General features: G+C 52.9%; 15 protein-coding genes. 5 read left to right on the top strand and 10 right to left on the bottom strand.

The genetic code is table 11. The features are described from left to right. From AC5OW4_RS09940 to hrcA, 6 genes are all read right to left on the bottom strand, one after another. Window positions 1-2087, bottom strand: a 2087-nt coding sequence (locus AC5OW4_RS09940; RefSeq protein WP_493676921.1) for an ATP-dependent Clp protease ATP-binding subunit, incomplete at its 3' end; no start/stop codon positions are given. A 111-nt stretch (window positions 2088-2198) separates the two neighbouring features. Further along, entirely contained in the window at window positions 2199-3329 is a 1131-nt protein-coding gene (gene dnaJ / locus AC5OW4_RS09935; protein WP_072684258.1) for a molecular chaperone DnaJ, read from the bottom strand. A 17-nt stretch (window positions 3330-3346) separates the two neighbouring features. After that, window positions 3347-4696 (bottom strand): polysaccharide deacetylase family protein, encoded by a 1350-nt coding sequence (locus tag AC5OW4_RS09930; protein ID WP_159432777.1) that lies wholly within the window; start codon window positions 4694-4696, stop codon window positions 3347-3349. Further along, the gene (dnaK, locus tag AC5OW4_RS09925) at window positions 4656-6464 is read right to left on the bottom strand and encodes a molecular chaperone DnaK (RefSeq protein WP_072684256.1); all 1809 of its coding nucleotides are present in this window, start codon (window positions 6462-6464) and stop codon (window positions 4656-4658) included. The genes AC5OW4_RS09930 and dnaK overlap by 41 nt, the downstream gene beginning before the upstream one ends. Window positions 6465-6508: 44 nt before the next feature. Continuing rightward, window positions 6509-7174 (bottom strand): nucleotide exchange factor GrpE, encoded by a 666-nt coding sequence (grpE, locus tag AC5OW4_RS09920; RefSeq protein ID WP_195548416.1) that lies wholly within the window; start codon window positions 7172-7174, stop codon window positions 6509-6511. Then, complete coding sequence (hrcA, locus tag AC5OW4_RS09915) at window positions 7167-8192, bottom strand: heat-inducible transcriptional repressor HrcA (protein WP_072684255.1); 1026 nt, start codon at window positions 8190-8192, stop codon at window positions 7167-7169. The genes grpE and hrcA overlap by 8 nt, the downstream gene beginning before the upstream one ends. 163 nt (window positions 8193-8355) lie before the next feature. Between hrcA and AC5OW4_RS09910 the strand changes: the two genes are divergently transcribed. After that, complete coding sequence (locus tag AC5OW4_RS09910) at window positions 8356-9270, top strand: hypothetical protein (RefSeq protein WP_072684254.1); 915 nt, start codon at window positions 8356-8358, stop codon at window positions 9268-9270. 293 nt (window positions 9271-9563) lie between these two features. On the opposite strand, the gene coaD is transcribed toward AC5OW4_RS09910, so the two are convergent. The 3 genes from coaD to AC5OW4_RS09895 form a co-directional block, all read right to left on the bottom strand. Beyond that, the gene (gene coaD / locus AC5OW4_RS09905) at window positions 9564-10067 is read right to left on the bottom strand and encodes a pantetheine-phosphate adenylyltransferase (RefSeq protein WP_072684253.1); all 504 of its coding nucleotides are present in this window, start codon (window positions 10065-10067) and stop codon (window positions 9564-9566) included. Further along, on the bottom strand, window positions 10064-10795 hold the full coding sequence (rsmD, locus tag AC5OW4_RS09900; protein ID WP_255524715.1) for a 16S rRNA (guanine(966)-N(2))-methyltransferase RsmD: 732 nt from the start codon (window positions 10793-10795) through the stop codon (window positions 10064-10066). The genes coaD and rsmD overlap by 4 nt, the downstream gene beginning before the upstream one ends. 89 nt (window positions 10796-10884) lie before the next feature. Further along, a complete protein-coding gene (locus AC5OW4_RS09895; RefSeq protein ID WP_072684252.1) occupies window positions 10885-12078 on the bottom strand; it encodes an FtsW/RodA/SpoVE family cell cycle protein in 1194 nt (397 codons plus the stop codon). Window positions 12079-12331: 253 nt separating this feature from the next. Here AC5OW4_RS09895 and def point away from each other — a divergent pair, with 253 nt between their 5' ends. From def to AC5OW4_RS09875, 4 genes are all read left to right on the top strand, one after another. Then, a complete protein-coding gene (def, locus tag AC5OW4_RS09890; protein ID WP_072684251.1) occupies window positions 12332-12901 on the top strand; it encodes a peptide deformylase in 570 nt (189 codons plus the stop codon). A gap of 225 nt (window positions 12902-13126) precedes the next feature. Further along, window positions 13127-15091 (top strand): ribonuclease J1, encoded by a 1965-nt coding sequence (gene rnjA / locus AC5OW4_RS09885; protein WP_139248599.1) that lies wholly within the window; start codon window positions 13127-13129, stop codon window positions 15089-15091. Window positions 15092-15139: 48 nt separating this feature from the next. Beyond that, window positions 15140-15697, top strand: a complete 558-nt coding sequence (locus AC5OW4_RS09880) for a histidine phosphatase family protein (protein ID WP_072684250.1) — start codon at window positions 15140-15142, stop codon at window positions 15695-15697. A gap of 6 nt (window positions 15698-15703) precedes the next feature. Continuing rightward, complete coding sequence (locus AC5OW4_RS09875; protein WP_072684249.1) at window positions 15704-16558, top strand: carbon-nitrogen hydrolase family protein; 855 nt, start codon at window positions 15704-15706, stop codon at window positions 16556-16558. 104 nt (window positions 16559-16662) lie between these two features. On the opposite strand, the gene AC5OW4_RS09870 is transcribed toward AC5OW4_RS09875, so the two are convergent. Then, complete coding sequence (locus tag AC5OW4_RS09870; protein WP_072684248.1) at window positions 16663-17502, bottom strand: HAD family hydrolase; 840 nt, start codon at window positions 17500-17502, stop codon at window positions 16663-16665. Between the last annotated feature and the right edge of the window lie 312 nt (window positions 17503-17814).

Genomic DNA, 17814 nt, shown 5'->3' with positions numbered 1-17814 from the left:
ATCCGACCGTCGTCCAGGATCTGAAGCAGGATGTTGAACACATCCGGATGAGCCTTTTCCACTTCGTCCAGCAGCACGATGGAATACGGCTTTCTGCGCACTGCTTCCGTCAGCTGACCGCCCTCGTCGTAACCGACATATCCCGGAGGCGCGCCGATCAACCGCGACACGCTGTGCTTCTCCATGTATTCGCTCATATCAATCCGGATGATCTTCGATTCATCGTCAAATAACTGCTCCGCCAGCGCCTTGGCCACTTCGGTCTTACCGACGCCGGTCGGGCCTAAGAACAAGAACGAACCAATCGGCCGGTTTTCATCCTGAATCTGCGCCTTGGACCGCAGAATCGCTTCCGTGACCAGCTCCAGCGCCTCATCCTGACCGATGACCCGCTGCGCCAGCGCGTCCTGCAGATGCAATAATTTCTGCCGTTCCGTTTCAATCAGCTTGCTGACCTCGATGTGCGTCCAGCGGGAAACGACCTTGGCGATCTGTTCCTCATCGACGATCTCCTGGATCATGTGTTCCTCTTTTTTGTTCTGCGCCGACTCGCGGATTTTCCGCTCCAGCGTCGGGATCGTGTCATACTGCAGCTTCGCCGCTTCCTCATAGCGCGCTTCGTTCTGCGCCTGCGTGAAGTCCAGGCGGGCTTTTTCCAGCTGCTCCTTGTAAACCTTGGCTTCGTCCAGCTTACGCTTTTCCTGCTGCCATTGGTTGTATTTGATTTCTTTTTCTTCTTTCAGATCCGCCAGTTCCCTGCGCAGCTCCTCCAGCCGCTGCAGCGTCTTGGCGTCGGTTTCCTTTTTCAGCGCCGTTTCTTCAATTTCCAGCTGCATAATCCGCCGCATCAGCTCGTCCAGCTCTGTCGGCATCGAATCCATCTCCACCCGCAGTGAAGCGCAGGCTTCATCGACCAAATCGATCGCTTTATCCGGCAAAAACCGGTCGGTGATATAGCGGTTGGACAGCGTCGCCGCAGCAATGATCGCTTCATCGAGAATCTGTACGCCATGATAGCTTTCAAACCGATCCTTCAAGCCCCGCAGGATAGAGATTGTGTCTTCCACGGACGGTTCGTCGACCTGAACTTTCTGGAACCGGCGTTCCAGCGCCGCATCCTTCTCAATATACTTGCGGTATTCATCAAACGTCGTCGCTCCGATACATTTCAGTTCGCCCCGCGCCAACATCGGCTTCAACAGGTTGGCTGCGTCCATGGAGCCTTCCGTCTTGCCCGCGCCGACCAGATTATGAATCTCGTCGATAAACAGGATGATGTTGCCGTCCGCCTGCTTCACTTCGTTCAGCACCGCTTTCAGCCGTTCCTCAAACTCGCCACGGTATTTTGCGCCGGCGATCAGTGCGCCCATATCCAGCTCGATCAGTTTCTTTTCCTTCAAGCCGAATGGAACGTCGCCGTTCATGATCCGCCACGCGATGCCCTCGACAATCGCCGTCTTCCCGACACCCGGTTCGCCAATCAGCACCGGGTTATTCTTTGTTTTCCGCGACAAGATCTGGATAACCCGCCGGATTTCCTCATCCCGGCCGATAACCGGATCGATCTTGCCGCTCTTGACGTCCTCGACCAGATCGTGTCCGTATTTCTGCAGCGCATCCAGTTGATTTTCCGCGTTCTGTTCATTCATCTTCATTCCACCTCGTCTTTCTTCCTCCGCTTTTTCAAGCGCTTTTTTCGTAATTCCGGTCGCTTCCAGAATCGCCTTGGCGACGGCGCTGCCACCGAACAACAAGCCGATCAGAAATGCTACCGAACTCATATAGGTTTCTTCGTGTGCCTGACTCCACTTCAGCGCTTCCTGATACGCCTGATTCACCTCGCGGGAGAGGTTCGGTTGAGCGCCGGAAGTACTGGAAGGCAGCCGTTTCATATAACTGTCGACGATCTGCAGCGTCCGTTGCTTGTCTTGTCCCAGCCGCTGCCACAAGCCGTCGATGCCGTCGTCTTCAAAAATTGCTTTCAGACAATGCTCGACGTTCAGCTCGCTCTGGCCCTGCGCCTGCGCCAGCTGGATCGCTTCCATTAAGATCCGCTGCAATCGTTCTGTCATCTGATCAATATTCATAGGATGTCCCTCCTTACACTCGTTAGTATATCACTTTTAGCACTCTAGTCAATAGAGTGCTAAACAAAATTTTTAAGAAAAGGGTTCGTTGTCCCGAAACCCTTTCCATCGTTATTTAAAAGCTTTCTTGAACTTGTCGAAGACGGATTCCTTCCCGCCTTTCGCCTGCAGCTTGCGCAGCTTTTCATACATTTCTTTTTCTTCGCCGCTCAGCTTCTTCGGGATTTCGATCTTCACCTCAACGAGCTGATCGCCTTGACCAGACCCGCGCAGATCTTTCACGCCCTTGCCTTTCAGCCGGAACTGCTGGCCGTTCTGCGTTCCTGAAGGAATCGTCAGCTCGACGTCGCCATAAACCGTTGGCACGTCGACCGAACAGCCCAGTGTTGCGTCCACTGAAGAAATCGGAATCGTAATGTAGATATTCCGGCCGTCGCGCACGAAATAATCGTGCTTCATGACCATGATCTCGATATACAGATCGCCGTTTGGCCCGCCGTTGGCGCCGCGTTCACCTTTGCCGGATACCCGCAGCTGCTGCCCGGACTGAATGCCGGCCGGGATCTTGACGTCGACGCTCACGCGTTTATGTTCATAACCCTTGCCGCCGCACTTGGAGCATTTTTTACGGATTTTCTTACCCGTGCCGCCGCAGTCCGGGCAGACACTCTGGGACTGGAATACCCCGAACGGCGTCCGCTGCTGCGTAACGACCGTTCCGGAACCGTGACACGTCGGACAGACGGTAACGTCATCCTTGGAATGCGCACCGGTTCCCATGCATTGAGAACACTGTTCATCCACGTCGATCGTGATCGTCTCCGTCTTGCCGAAGATCGCGTCCATAAAGCTGATCTTCATCTGCATGTAGCGGTCCTGACCCTTGCGCGGGCCGTTGGACCGGGCCCGGGATCCGCCGCCGCCAAAGCCGCCGCCGAAGAACGATCCGAAGATATCGTTCAGATCGTCAAATCCGCCGCCGCCAAAACCGCCGCCGAAGCCGCCGGCGCCCATACCGTCCATTCCCGCATGACCGAACTGATCATAGGTCGCCCGTTTCTGCGGGTCGCTGAGCACTTCGTAGGCCTCGTTGACTTCTTTAAATTTTTCTTCTGCACCCGGTTCCTTGTTCACATCCGGATGGTATTGCTTCGCCAGTTTTCGATAGGCTTTTTTTATTTCATCATCGGAAGCGCCTTTGCTGATGCCCAGGACTTCATAATAGTCGCGCTTTTCGCTCATAAAACATCACCCTCCTGCTACTCTATACTTTTGATGAACCGGTCCAGGCCCGCGCCGCCGGTAACCCGGATCCGCGGCAACCTGTACAAATCCATTCCGGGTTTTATTTTACCATATTCTGTCGTAAAAGCCAGCTGAACCCCAGCTTCCTGTAAAATTTCTACGGCGTGATCGTTCACGTCGCCAAACGGATAACAGTAGACGAAGCCGCCGTCGACATATTCCAGCGACTGCCGGGTATCCGCTACGCCCTCATCGTGATCGACGCACAGGATCCGTCCGCCATGGCCGGCCTTGCATCCGCCCTGATGCATCAGGAAGGAATGCGACTGCAGCTCTAAGCCATCCTCGCGCATCTGAAAAAACTCATACGGCAGCTGCGGATTCATCCAGCCCGTGATCAGAAACAGCGTCGCGTTATAGCCGAAATCCTTTAATACCGGATAAGCATATTGATAAACCCTCGGATCGCCGTCGTCGATCGTAATCGCGACCGATTTCTCCGGCACATCCGCCCAGCCTTTCATCATCATTTCCACTTCGCGCATCGTCAGCGCGACGTAGCCGCCCTCCTGCAACGCCTGCAGCTGCCCGCGGAATTCCTCCACCTCGACGAAATTCACGTTTTCGCGGCTCTGACCCTCGGCTTCACTGTAAAAGAAGTGATACATCAGCACTGGCAGCGACGTAGCCGCCGGTCCGCCACTGCCTGGCCGGGCGATCGTTTCTTCAACCTGAGCGGAATCCACCCAGACGATTCGTCCCTGCAGCTCAACGCCGTAAGCGCCGTCCTTCTGGGCATACACCAGCCATTGCTGATCCGTGCTGGTCGTCAGGATCGTTTCGCCGTTGTCATCCAGCATCCGGGTGCCGGCCTTCAGCTTCACCGCAAAATCCTTTTCCAGTAAATGATTGGTCGGATTCAGCCAGCGACCGGAAGGCGTTACCTCCAGCGCGTTGACCAATACCTGCGCACCGCCCTCCTGATCCATTCCATCCAAGGGCAGATATTGTGAAGTGATCAGATTCGGATCGTTGATTTCTTTTAACTGAACCAGCTGCCCCGGCTGCAGCACGGCAAACGGTTCCGGTTTGCCGCCGTTCATCACGACGAGCTCCACCGGCTGATCGCTGCTGACGCAGCGGCCGTTGCATTCTTTGACATGCGCCAGCTGTTCCTCGCTCAGCGAGCTTGTCAGCACGGCGTTGTCCGCATTTTCCAACTGACCGGCGTTGTTCTTGGGGGTGCGGGAACAACCGCTGATCAGCACGCTCAAACACAGAAATCCCAGTATGGAAACCAGGATTTTTGTGCGGCGTGAATTGTTATTTCTTTTCCTTGAAATCGGCATCGACGACATTGTCATCCTGAGCGCCTGCGCCCGCATCAGCACCCGGAGCACCCGCCTGCTGCTGATACATCGCCTGAGCCATATCGTTGGCTGCCTTTTCAAGCTGTTCCATCTTGGTCTTCAGCGTGTCGATATCGTTGTTGTCAATTGCCGTGCGCAGTTCGTCGCGCAGCTTCTTGACTTCTTCCTTCTGCTGATCGGTGACGTTCGCGTTTTCCGTATTCAGTGTTTCGTCGATCTGATTGATGAACGCTTCCGCGCGGTTCTTCAATTCGATTTCTTCTTTGCGCTTATCGTCTTCCGCCTTGTGATCTTCCGCCTCACGAACCATCCGATCGATTTCTTCATCGCTTAATCCGGAAGAGTTGGAGATGGTGATCGACTGGGACTTGCCTGTGCCCTTGTCCTTCGCTGAAACGTGGACGATACCGTTGACGTCAATGTCAAAGGTAACCTCGATCTGCGGAACGCCGCGGCGGGCCGGTGCGATGCCGCCTAACTGGAAGTTGCCCAGCGTCTTGTTATCGTTGGCCATCGGACGTTCGCCCTGCAGGACATGGATATCAACCGCCGGCTGATTGTCCGCCGCTGTCGAGAAGACCTGGCTCTTGGAAGTCGGGATCGTTGTATTTCTTGGGATCAGCACGGTCATGACGCCGCCCAGCGTTTCGATACCTAAGCTTAACGGTGTAACGTCCAGCAGTAAGACGTCCTTGACGTCGCCGCTGATGACGCCGCCCTGGATCGCCGCGCCCAAGGCTACGACTTCATCCGGGTTGACGGAACGGTTCGGTTCCTTGCCTAATTCCTGACGGACAGCTTCCTGAACCGCCGGGATTCGGGTTGAGCCGCCGACTAACAGGACCTGATCAATATCATTCTTGGTTAAGCCGGCATCCTTCAATGCCTGACGAACCGGAACAACCGTGCGGTCGACCAGCGATTTGGTCATCGCGTCAAACTGCGCGCGGGTCAGCGTCGCTTCAAAGTGCAGCGGTCCGGCTGCGCCGGCGCTGATGAACGGCAGGGAAATCTGTGTCTGAACCATACCGGACAGATCCTTCTTGGCCTTTTCCGCCGCTTCCTTCATTCTCTGCAGCGCCATCCGGTCCTGCTTCAGATCAATACCATTTTCTTTTCTGAACTGATCTGCCATCCAGTCGACGACCACGTTATCGAAATCATCGCCGCCTAAATGGTTGTCGCCTGCGGTTGCCAGAACTTCAAAGGTGCCGTCGGCCAGATCCAGAATCGAAACGTCGAACGTACCGCCGCCCAGGTCAAAGACGAGGACTTTCTGTTCCTTGTCAGTCTTGTCGATACCGAATGCCAGCGCTGCCGCTGTCGGTTCGTTGATGATCCGTTCCACTTCCAGGCCCGCGATCTTACCGGCGTCTTTCGTCGCCTGACGCTGCGCGTCGTTGAAGTAAGCCGGAACGGTGATGACGGCCTTGTCGACCTTCTCGCCTAAATAGCTTTCCGCATAGTCCTTCATGTAGCCTAAGATCATCGCGGAAATTTCCTGCGGCGTGTATTCCTTGCCGTTGAGCTGAACTTTCTCATTGGTGCCCATTTTCCGCTTGATCGAAATAATCGAATCCTTGTTGGTGACGACCTGACGCTTCGCCGCATCGCCGACGATCCGTTCGTTGTTCTTAAACGCGACGACGGACGGTGTGGTGCGGTTGCCTTCCGGGTTGGTGATTACTTTGGCTTCGCTGCCTTCCATGACGGCGACGCAGCTGTTGGTTGTACCTAAGTCAATACCGATAATTTTTCCCATAATAGAAATCCTCCTTATTTATTTACACATTTTCACTTATTTGCTTATTCGCTGACCTTGACCATCGCGGCGCGCAGGATTCGGTCTTTTAACATGTAGCCCTTCTGCAGCACCTCGGTGACGTGGTTGGGTTCGACGCCCTCGACCGCTTCCATCATCAAAGCCTGATGGAAATTCGGATCGAATTCCTTGCCCTGCGCTTCGATCTCGCTCACGCCCTCTTTGGTCAGCGCGTGAATGAGCTGCTGATAAATCATTTCCACGCCTTTGCGGTAGCTTTCGGTTTCCGGCGTCGGCTCGATTGCCAGCGCCCGTTCCAGATTGTCCAGAACCGGCAGGATATCGAGCGCGAAACTTTGGATCCGGTATTTCCGGGTTTGCTCGGCTTCCTGCTGAAGACGCCGCCGGGTATTCTCCGTATCCGCGTAGGCTTTCAGGTATTCGTTCTTCAGTTTAACGTTTTCCCCTTCCAGCTCGCTGATCCGTGTCTTCAGTTCTTCAATTTCATTTTTCTTGGAGAAGAAGCCTTTCTTCTTCTCGTCTTTCTTGTCTTCCTTTTTTTCTTCCGGCTGCTCCGCCGCTTCTTCCGCGGCCGGCGCTTCCGGTTCCACCTGCGGGCTTTCCGTCATTTCTTCGGTCTCGCCCGGCGCCGCAGCCGTTTCCGGTTCGGCGTTCTGCTCGTCTTTTTTCATTTCTTCCTGGTTATTCATGGCTGCCTCCTTTTCCGTATAAACTCTCGATCGACTGACTGACCATTTCCAACAGCGAAACAATTTTGTCGTAATCCATCCGGGATGGTCCGAAGACCATCAGCTGGCCTTCCTCCTCGGAACCAAGCTTGAACTTGCTGGTGACGACGGCCATGTCGTTGACCCATACCAGCTGGGCGTTTTCGTTCATCTTCAGCGCCAGCTCCGAATTGGTTGTGGTGCCGATCTGACGCCACAGGCTCGGGTTCTCCATCATCGTCATCAATTCCTTCAGCTTTTCAATGTCGGCAAATTCCGGCTGGTACAACATGTTGTTCTGGCCGCTGAAATATACGTTCTCGCTCGCGAACTTGACAAACGCGTTGACAAACGCCTGAAACAACATTTCATGCCGTTTGACATGCGCCGCCAGGATCGGTTTGATCGAATCCATCTTATCCACGACGTCTTTGATCAAAGTGCCCTTCAATCGGTCGTTCAGAATCTGGCAGCAGGTTTGGATATCGTCTACTGACAGGTCGTCGTCGAACTGGAACGTCCGGTTTTCCGTATGCCCCAGATCGGTAATAAAGACTGCCACAGCACTTCGGTTGCTGATCGGGAACAGCTTGACATGCTCCAGCCGCTGCCGGCTCGCATCCGGCCCCAGCACGCCGGAAGTCAGGTTCGTCATCTGCGAGAGGATGTTGCAGCTCTCGCGGATGGCATCGTCCAAATTCAGCGGTTTGCTGGCCAGCTGCTGGCGGACTGCCACTTCCAGCTGGTTATCGACCTTGTGTTCCATCAGATGTTCGCAATAGAACTTATAGCCTTTTGTGGAAGGCACGCGGCCGCTGGAGGTATGTGTTTTTTCCAGCAGTCCCATTTCTTCCAGGACCATCATGTCGTTGCGGATCGTTGCGCTGGAGTAAGGGAGCTGATACTTTTCCATCAGAGTCTTGGAACCGACCGGCTCGGCTGTCTGAACGAACTCGTCGACAATGGCCTTGAAGATTTCAATCCGCCTTGGTGTCAGCATCATCCCGCCTCCTTTAGCACTCTTTCCCGATGTCTGCTAACAGTATAATCCAGCTTGTTAGCACTGTCAAGTTAAAAGTGCTAATTTTTTTCAAGTTTTCAAGCTTATCGCTGTTCGACTTTCAGCTTGGGACTCATACACTTTACCAGGAGGCTTTTTGCCTATGAAAAAAGGAATGACAATCATCTTTTTCACGCTGCTGGCCGCGCTGCTTTATTATGGATCGGTAACCTACCAGGCATCCTGTCAGGCGTTGTCGATTTGGTTTGAAAAACTGGTGCCGTCGTTGTTTGCGGCGATGGTCGTAATCCGCATCCTTGATGGTCAGGGATTGTTAGCCGCCCTCTCAAGGCGGCTGTTTGGATTTACCGAGCGCTTGTTCCGCATCTCGCCGGCCGCTTTTTCCTTAGTCTTCGCTTCCTTCTTTCTCGGCTCGCCCGCCGGACAGATCCTGATCGACGATTATGTGCGGGATGGCCGGCTTTCGCAGGCTGAGGGGCAGCGGCTGGCTTGCTGCGTTACGGTCAGCACGCCGTCGTTTATCTTGATCACCTGCGGTTCGGTTCTGCTGCGATCCTTTCAATACGGCTTGATGATCTGGCTGGCGGAATTCTTCGCCGTGATGCTGCTGCTGTTCTTTACGCGCAAGACGCCCGTTGCGTTGCAACTGGATCCGCGCGGATCCGTTCCTTCCTTATTTGAGAATTTAAAAGACGCGGTTGTCCAGGCCGGCGTCAGCTTATATTTCATCGGGGCGTATCTTCTGCTGACACTGGTACTGCTGAATTTAGCGACGATGAAGCTGCCTGCTGCCTGGCATCTGCCGATTCAGTGCGTGACCGAGTTTTCCTTAGGCACCAACAATCTGGCGCTGCTGCCGCTGGCCGTGCCCCTGAAAGCGCTGCTGATGACGCTGGTGCTGGGATTTGCCAGCTTCAGCGTGCATCTGCAGGTCCTCTCGCTCACGCCGCATCTTCATCTGGCTTATCTGCGTTATCTCGCTTACCGGCTGATGCAGACCGGCCTGGCCGGCGGTCTCTTCCTCTTCTTGATGATGCTGCAAAGACTGCGCGGCTGATCATTGCTTTCATTTGTCCTTTCTGGCTTAAAACCACAGGAAAACCGCGGCGAATTTCCTTATTTTCGGATCCGCCGCGGCTCTTTTTATTTTCCAGCGCTCGTCTGAAGCCTCTGTCTGTCTAAAATCTGGCCGGGTGATTTTTCAGCCCCCATTTTCAGCGTTATCCTGATCAATGGAACCGCCTGTAAAATCCTGTACTGTTTGTTTCAAAGCCTGCGTTCCTTCTCACCCGTCCTGCCTGCGGGCAGTGAAGTCTGCCGCGGCGGTTTTTCCCCGCTGGGAAATCGCCGTTATTCCCCACCGGTTTTCTTTTTCAGCGGGTTCAGCTCTTCTTCAACCTCATTGATGATGGCTTCCGGGATAAACTTCGACAGATCGCCGTTGTTCAGCGCGATTTCCTTGGATACGGACGACGATAGAAAGGAATACCGCGGCCGGGCAACGAAGAACACCGTTTCAATCGTCTCATCCAGAAACATATTGGCCGTCGCCTGCTGCAGCTCATATTCATAATCCATGACCGCCCGGATGCCGCGGATCAGCACCTGCACGCCGATCGACTTTGCAAATTCCACCGTCAAACCATGGCCGACCACAACTTTGACATTCGGCAGATCGCGCGTGATCTCCTGCAGCATCCGCACGCGCTCTTCCTCAGTAAAGGCGTTGCGTTTGTTCGGATTCTTCATGATCGCAATGATCAGCTCGTCGAAGACCGACGATGCCCGCGTGATGATGTCCAGATGACCATAGGTCGGGGGATCGAACGATCCCGGATAACATGCTCGTTTCATAGTTCTGTTTCCTTTCGATAATAACTGATGCGGCTGATGCCGTAAGTTGCTTCCTTGACGCGATGCAGCTGATGGTAGGCCTCGTCAAACTCGTCTTCCTTTAGACTCTCCAGAATCACCTGTCCGTGATCGCGGATCAGATTTAACGCGTCGAGCTGCTGCATGATCTTGTGCAGCTGCTGCTTCTGATAAGGCGGATCCAGATAAACCAAATCCAGTTGAACACCCATGCCCGCCAATCGTCTTAACGCCGCGAAGCTATCGCACTTCCAGACGTCGCACTGCGCTTCAACCTGAAGCGAAGCAATATTGGCTTTGATCACGGCCGCCGCGGCCGGACTGCGGTCGACAAAATAAACATGCTCCACGCCTCGCGACAGCGCCTCCAGTCCCATTGAGCCGCTGCCCGCAAACAGATCCAGCATGACGCCGCCGTCAAAATACGGGCCGATCCGGCTGAATACTGCTTCCTTGACCTTATCCAGCGTCGGCCGGGTCTGATCGCCTTTGGGCGCCTGAATCAGCCGGGAACGAAATTTTCCTGCAACAATTCGCATTTTTTTACTCCTTGTGTGTATAAAGGACGGAAAACTCGGGCAAGATACTAGTGCATCGAAAGATGCTATCCCCCAATCTTTGTTTCTCCTCTCCCTTTCTTTGGAATTCCCGAGTCGCTTCGGGAATTCTTTTCTTTCTTTTTTCCAATCGCCGGCTTTTCCTATAAACAAGCATCGTTAAGCCCGCTCCGCTTTCTTACATCGCCATTTTTCCTACCAGCGTTGTCCTTCGCCGTTTATGCCGGCCCGCGTTTAACGTCTTATTCTATCTTCCCCTGACGGTATTGCGAGATCACCGCCTGGCCCATGCCAACCGCCACCATGACGGACAACGTACTGGAACCCCCTGCGGAAATCATTAACAGCGGCACGCCCGTCAGCGGGATCAAGCCGGTTACGCCGCCGACATTGAACAAAAAGTGAATGAAGAAATACATTGAAACGCCGATCAAAACAATCCGCCCGCGCTGACTTTTCATCCGGATCGCGTAGATAAACATCCGCCCGACGATCAGCGCATAACAGATAAAAATCAATAAGAAACCAAAGATGCCCAGTTCCTCGACGACGATCGCCAGGATAAAATCCGTGTTCGCCGCCGGGAAGTTCGTATACTTCTGAATCGACTTGCCATACCCCACGCCCTGCCATCCGCCGCTGGCAAAGGACACCAGTCCGTTGATCAGCTGGAAGCCCGTGCCGTATTTATCCGCAAATGGATTCATCGCCGAGGTGAAGCGGTTGATCTGATAGTTCTTAAACGGCAGCGCTTCGATCAGGTGTTCGCCCATTGGCGACAGGATCCATACGATCAGCACAACCCCGATGATCAGCAACATCACCAGCATCTTCTGCAGCCGTACTAACGAGGGATGGTAGGGGATCAGAAAACAGATGCACGCGATCCCCGCCATGACGATCGCCGAACCGAAGTCCGACTGCAGGATTGCGACGATGAAGCAGAAGCCCCCGACGATCAAGAGCGGGTTGCGCATCAAGTCTTTGGCCGTCAGCTTCAGGTTGCGGATATCGCCCAGATATGTCGCCATGACCATGATGATGACAACCTTGGAAAACTCCGAGGGCTGGATCGTGATCTCCTGGCCCGGAAAGGGAATTTTGATCCAGGCCCGTGCGCCGCCAACCTCCCAACACAGGGCTAACAAAAGCAGCACCAGCGTCAGGCTGACGATCGGCGTAATATTTTTCTTCATACGTTCAAACGTAAACCAGCGTGCCATCGTCACCATGCCCAGATATCCCAGAACCGTGAACGCCAGCTGTTTCATGATTGTTTTCATCAGCGTCATCACGTTGCCCGATGCCAGACCCATCGTTGCCGAAGCGACCATGAACAAACCGAACACCGCTAAAATCAGCGTACAGAGATGGATGATCAAATCATACCGGTACGGCATCCGAAAAGAAGTCTTTTTTTTCTGCGTCAAATTCATCCGCCTCCTGGTGACATTTTACCATAAATCCCAGCCCTGCACAAAAGAATTGAAGTTCTGTTTTTGACAATCAAAGGACGTGACGAGGAGACTGGTTTTGAATAGAATAAAGGAAAGAATCGTCAAAATTGGGCTGTTTCTGGCAGAAAGAAGAAAAAGAAAGCGCTTAAAAATCAATTTATGGAAAGCTTTCGTCAAATTTTCCTTTCCTTCTTTGCATTTCTTGAGTATTATATAAAGTGAGGTAGATTTTATGAACATAAACATGGATACCATTGTAAAGGACAATGACGCCCATCTGCGCGATAAATCAGCGCCGGTGTCTTTGCCGTTGTCCGAAGAAGATAAAAATACGTTAATGGAGCTTTTAACCTACGTCAAGGAATCGACGGATCCCCAGTTGGCGGAAACCAAGAATCTGCGTCCGGCGGTGGGCATCGCGGCGATTCAGATCGGCATCCCCAAGCAGCTTCTGGCTGTGGTTGTGGATGAAGAAGATAAAAACGGCAATCCGATTCATTACGAATACGCGCTGGCCAACGCAAAAATCATTTCTCAGTCTGTCCAGAACTCCTATTTGAAATCCGGCGAGGGCTGCCTGTCCGTTCTCGACGATCATCCAGGCTACGTCATCCGCAGCGCACGGATCAAGGTCAAAGGCTACGATATGCTTCAGGACCGCGAGGTGACTTTCCGGGCATCCGGGTATGTGGCCATCGTCCTGCAGCATGAGATCGACCATTTCAGCGGCATTCTGTTCTATGACCGGATCAATCAAAACGATCCGTATGCTCCCGTTGAAAATGCGATTGTGATCGAATAATTCCGTTTTTCGTTCCTGCCGGTCTTTCCAACGGCGTTTCCCTTTATAAATAAAATCAGAAAACTCATCGTTTTTGGCTGCCGCGGGGAGCTGAAATTCATTTCAGGCCATCCCGCGGTTTAGCCGTGAAATCGTCTCCCCTGCCAAGGGATTAGCAAAGAAGCGAACATCAATCATTAAAAGACAGGTGCATTGTTTTTTAAGAATAAAGAAAAGAGGTAAATAATGAAAGAAAATACTGCAGCGACGCCTGCAAAAAAAGCACCGCGTAAATCAACTCCCCGCAAGAAGTCCATTCCTGCGGGCGCCGTCAGCGAGGTCGTCGAAACTCCGTTTCATCGGGATACCGACACGCTCATCTACGCTCTGGGCGGTTTGGGTGAGATCGGTAAAAACATGTATTGCTTTGAGCATCAGGATGAAATTATCATCGTCGACGCCGGCGTCCGGTTTCCGGAAGAAAATCTGTTAGGCGTCGATTACGTCATTCCGGATTATTCCTATCTGATTAAAAATCAGGCGAAAGTCAAGGCGTTAATCATTACGCACGGACACGAGGATCACATCGGCGGCATTCCGTTTTTCCTGCAGTCGATCCGGCTCGATAAAATCTACGCGCCGCGCTTCGCCTGCTCCCTGATTCAGAAAAAGCTGGAGGAACGGCGGATGAGCCGGCAGGTCAAGCTCGTGCAGATCAACGAGGATTCGCGGATCACGACCAATCATTTCCAGGTCGGCTTCTTCAACACGATTCACTCGATCCCGGATTCTCTGGGAATTTTGATCAACACGCCAAACGGCCGGATCGTGGAGACCGGCGACTTCAAGTTCGACCTGACCCCGATCGGCACCAACAGCGATTATCAGAAAATGGCATACATCGGTCAGATCGGCGTCAGCCTGCTGATGAGCGATTCGACCAATTCCGAGGTTTCCGGCTTCTCGATCAGTGAGAAAAAAGTCGCGAAATCCTTATTGGAAATCACCCGCAAAACGCCGGGCCGCTTAATCGTTTCCACCTTTGCCTCCAACGTTAACCGCGTCGGTCAGATTCTGGAAGCGGCCGTAGCCTGCGGACGCAAGGTCGCCGTCTTCGGGCGGTCGATGGAAAACGTCGTGCAGATTGCACGCAAGCTCGGCATCATCGCCATTCCGGAGAAGCATTTCATTACGCCGGACCAGCTGAATTCGCTGCCGGCCAGTAAGATCTGCATCGTCTGCACAGGTTCCCAAGGCGAACCGTTAGCGGCGTTAAGCCGGATTGCCAACGGTACGCACCGCTGGATTAAAATCATTCCGGGCGATACCGTCGTGTTCTCGTCCAATCCGATCCCGGGCAACGCGGTCAGCGTTTCCCAGGTCGTCAATCAGCTGACGCGGGTCGGCGCCAACGTGCTGGTCAACAGCCCGCTGACCTCCCTGCATACGACCGGCCACGGTTCCCAAGAGGAACAGAAGCTGATGCTCCAGCTGATCAAGCCGAAATACTTCATGCCGGTGCACGGCGAATACAAAATGTTGAGGATCCATGCGGAGAGCGCGATTGAAACCGGCGTCCCGCGCGAGAATACGTTCATCTGCGCTAACGGCGACGTGCTGGTGCTGCGCGACGGCGAAGTCTTCCAAGCGGAAACCCGCATCCAGACCGACGATATCTATGTCGACGGCAACGATATATCCGGCTTGAGCACAGCGGTGCTGCGCGACCGCAAGATTCTGGCCGATAACGGCTTAGTCGCGGTCATCGTCACGATCGATTCGCGCACGAATAAAATTCTGTGCCGGCCGAATATCGTTTCCCGCGGCTTCGTCTTCATCAAGGAAAGTCAGACGCTCTTGAAGGAAGCGGAAATGATCGTTTATGAAGCTTTAAAGAAAAAAATGATGCAGAAAACGACCTTCGGCGAATTAAAGAATTGTATCCGCAGTTCGCTGGAACCGTATCTGTATAAGAAGACCAACCGCAATCCGATCGTCATTCCGGTGATCCTGAACCAGAAGGCCGCAATGCTGCAGATGCAGCAGAAACGCGAAGCGGCCGCTGCGGCGCATAAGGATGAGGAAGGCGCGGTAAAGCGGACACGCAAGCCGAGAAGCACACCGGCAAAAACAAAAAAAGCCCCGGCTGAAAATGGCGAAACACCAAGCCGGACACATTCCAAAACGAAACAAAACAACGCTGAATCTTAACGATCGGCGTTTTTTCTGTTCACATTTAAAGAAATCAGGAGGTTTATGATGTTTTATCTCATTCGTCATGGTTCTGCGGATTATACAGAAAAAGACACAAAAATTTATCAGGGATTCGGCAATCATCTCGCGCCCCTTTCCGTCAAAGGCATGCAGGAGATCGAAATGACAGCGGCCGATCCCCGGCTTGCCCAAGCCCGGCTGATCTTATCCTCGCCTTACACCCGTGCTTTACAAAGCGCCGCGATTCTTTCCCGCTGCTTCCAGATTCCGCTGCAGGTAGAAACTGATCTGCACGAATGGGTGGCCGATCAAACCTACGTTTATTTACCGGACGAGCAGGCAGCGCGGCATTACGATGAATTTCAGGTCTGTGGCGGGTTTTATCCGCCCGGCGAAGAAAAAGCCTGGGAATCCCTTCCCGCGATGCGCCGGCGCATGATCCGTGTCTTGCGGCGTTATTGCGGCCTGGGAGACATCCTCGTTGTCTGCCATGGTCTGGTGATCCAGTCACTGTGCGGCTTCCATCCTGAAAACGGGGAGATCGCGGCATTCGATCTTGATTCCTGCATACGTGATCAAAATACAGAACAAAGCAAAGGATGAAGTAAAATGAATAAATTTAAAATTGCGCTGGTTCAGCACAAAACGAAAACAACCGACGTTCAGGAAAACACGATGCTTGCACTTCGCTATATCGCGGAAGCGAAGCAGGCGGACGCCGACTTTATCCTGTTTCCGGAGTGCTTCCTGACAAGCTATGCGTTTCCTGAAATCTGTGAAACCCTTACGCCGGTGGAAAGTCTGGAAGACGCCCCCAGCTTCCGCGCCTGGTGTGAGAACGCCCTGACGGATGAAAGCGCCGCATTGAATATAATCTGCCAAGCCGCAAAACGCCATGCCATCGGTGTGGAAATCACGGCTTTTACTCAAGGGAAGAAATATCCTCAAAACAGCGCTTATCTCATCGACCGAAACGGTACGGTGCTCATGAAATACAGTAAAGTGCATACCTGTGATTTTTCGTTTGAGCGTTATCTCGAGAGCGGCGAAGAATTCAAGGTCTGTCATTTTGAGGATCTCTGCCTTGGCACGATGATCTGTTACGACCGGGAATATCCGGAAAGTGCCCGGGAGCTTATGCTTCAAGGCGCCGAGCTGATCTTAATTCCCAACGACTGCGGCGATATCAAGCCGTTCCGCCTTCAGGAGCTTTCCGTAGCGGCAATGCAGAACCAGGTCGGCGTCGCGATGGCGAATCCGCCGGGAGAAAAAGCGGGATGTTCGTGCGCCTTTCATCCCCAGGTCTGGGATTGCCAGGATAACTGTCTGACAGTAGCGAGCGAAACGGAAGACGGTCTGGTCTATGCAACGTTTGATATCGACGCACTGCGCGCCTATCGAAAGCGGGAAGATCTGGGCAAATACAGAAAAGTTAACGCCTACCGCCATCTCTGCCGGAAATAGTCAATCGCAATTATTCTATTTCAATGACGTTTAGTATGGTCATCAGTAAAAAACGGATTTCTCCCCTTCGCTTCTGTTGGCGATGGAAATGAAATCCGTTTTCTTTATCGTGTTTCGCTGCTGAAACCGAAGATCACATCCGCTGGCCCCTGTTGATCGCACGCCCCAATCACCGCGTGAGCGCGCTTGAGGATTTCCGGCTTGGCGTTGGCCACGGCATAGCTGAGGGGAAACTGTTCAAACAAGCACAAATCGTTCAGATCATCGCCGAAGACTGCGATCTCTTCTTTCCGCAGCTTGAGGATTTCCTGCAGCTGTGTTAACGCGGAGGCTTTGTTGCAGGTGATCGGAAGCACTTCCAGATTATGCGTAAACGCCGAAGTCAGCGCGATCTGCGGTATGTCGTCGATCTGACCGCGGATCTGATGCAGAGCGTCCAGCGACGCGCTGCGCATCTCAACCTTAAAGATCGGGTCGGCGAGTTCTTCCAGTCTTTCGAATTGCCGATAATCCGCTTCAAACTGACTCAGCGGCGTGTTCTGCGGAGTTTTGCCGCAGCCAGGAACTGTAAAATAGCGCCGATAGTGCTCCTCTACGGGCAGAAATGTATATTTCAGCTCGCCGCTGTACAGCGTGGTCAGCACCTCGGGATGTCTCAGTTTGGGAAGCAGACGCTGCACCAGATTCTTATCCAAGGCCTGAACGGCCCGAACCTGTCCTTGCGGATCGCGCAGCTCCGCGCCGTTGAGATCGATCATCCAGCCTTCGACCTTGGAGCCTTCCAGAATCCGCCGGGCAGCCGGAGCGTTGCGGCCGGTTGCCGCGCAGAATTCAATCCCATCCGCTTTCGCTTTGCGCAGAGCTTCAGCGACACGCGGATAAATCAGCTGAGTGCTGCGCTCTAAAATCGTTCCGTCAAAATCACATACGATTAACTTGATCATCTTATTTCCTCATCCTGTTCGTTTTTTTTCTTTGATCCTGCTTTTCATTTTAGCGGAGAATGTCAGAAAAAAACAGCCCTTTCGGACTGTTTTCAGCTTATTTTGGTTCTATAAATTTTGGTGTTGGTGGAAACCAACGCCTTTTTTTCTTGAGCATAAAAAAAGAGACATAGGTAAGAATTTCCGTTACAATAAAGTTACCACACAATATAGAAAGGAAATCTCACTATGTCCATTACTCATTCTATCGTATCTGTTCTCAATTTAAAAGACCCTCATCTTCATTTCTCTGAGGATTGTGTCTCTTCTCAG

It is taken from the genome of Holdemania sp. (genome assembly GCF_986127675.1).
Note: the sequence above shows the minus strand (reverse complement) of the source record. Positions and strands in the feature narration are given on the sequence as shown.

Excerpts from the sequence above, each read along its gene's own strand:
- dnaJ (WP_072684258.1), bottom strand. The coding sequence starts at position 3,329 with ATGAGCGAAAAGCGCGACTATTATGAAGTCCTGGGCATCAGCAAAGGC.
- AC5OW4_RS09930 (WP_159432777.1), bottom strand. The coding sequence starts at position 4,696 with ATGACAATGTCGTCGATGCCGATTTCAAGGAAAAGAAATAACAATTCA.
- dnaK (WP_072684256.1), bottom strand. The coding sequence starts at position 6,464 with ATGGGAAAAATTATCGGTATTGACTTAGGTACAACCAACAGCTGCGTC.
- grpE (WP_195548416.1), bottom strand. The coding sequence starts at position 7,174 with ATGAATAACCAGGAAGAAATGAAAAAAGACGAGCAGAACGCCGAACCG.
- hrcA (WP_072684255.1), bottom strand. The coding sequence starts at position 8,192 with ATGCTGACACCAAGGCGGATTGAAATCTTCAAGGCCATTGTCGACGAG.
- AC5OW4_RS09910 (WP_072684254.1), top strand. The coding sequence starts at position 8,356 with ATGAAAAAAGGAATGACAATCATCTTTTTCACGCTGCTGGCCGCGCTG.
- coaD (WP_072684253.1), bottom strand. The coding sequence starts at position 10,067 with ATGAAACGAGCATGTTATCCGGGATCGTTCGATCCCCCGACCTATGGT.
- AC5OW4_RS09895 (WP_072684252.1), bottom strand. The coding sequence starts at position 12,078 with ATGAATTTGACGCAGAAAAAAAAGACTTCTTTTCGGATGCCGTACCGG.
- def (WP_072684251.1), top strand. The coding sequence starts at position 12,332 with ATGAACATAAACATGGATACCATTGTAAAGGACAATGACGCCCATCTG.
- rnjA (WP_139248599.1), top strand. The coding sequence starts at position 13,127 with ATGAAAGAAAATACTGCAGCGACGCCTGCAAAAAAAGCACCGCGTAAA.
- AC5OW4_RS09880 (WP_072684250.1), top strand. The coding sequence starts at position 15,140 with ATGTTTTATCTCATTCGTCATGGTTCTGCGGATTATACAGAAAAAGAC.
- AC5OW4_RS09875 (WP_072684249.1), top strand. The coding sequence starts at position 15,704 with ATGAATAAATTTAAAATTGCGCTGGTTCAGCACAAAACGAAAACAACC.
- AC5OW4_RS09870 (WP_072684248.1), bottom strand. The coding sequence starts at position 17,502 with ATGATCAAGTTAATCGTATGTGATTTTGACGGAACGATTTTAGAGCGC.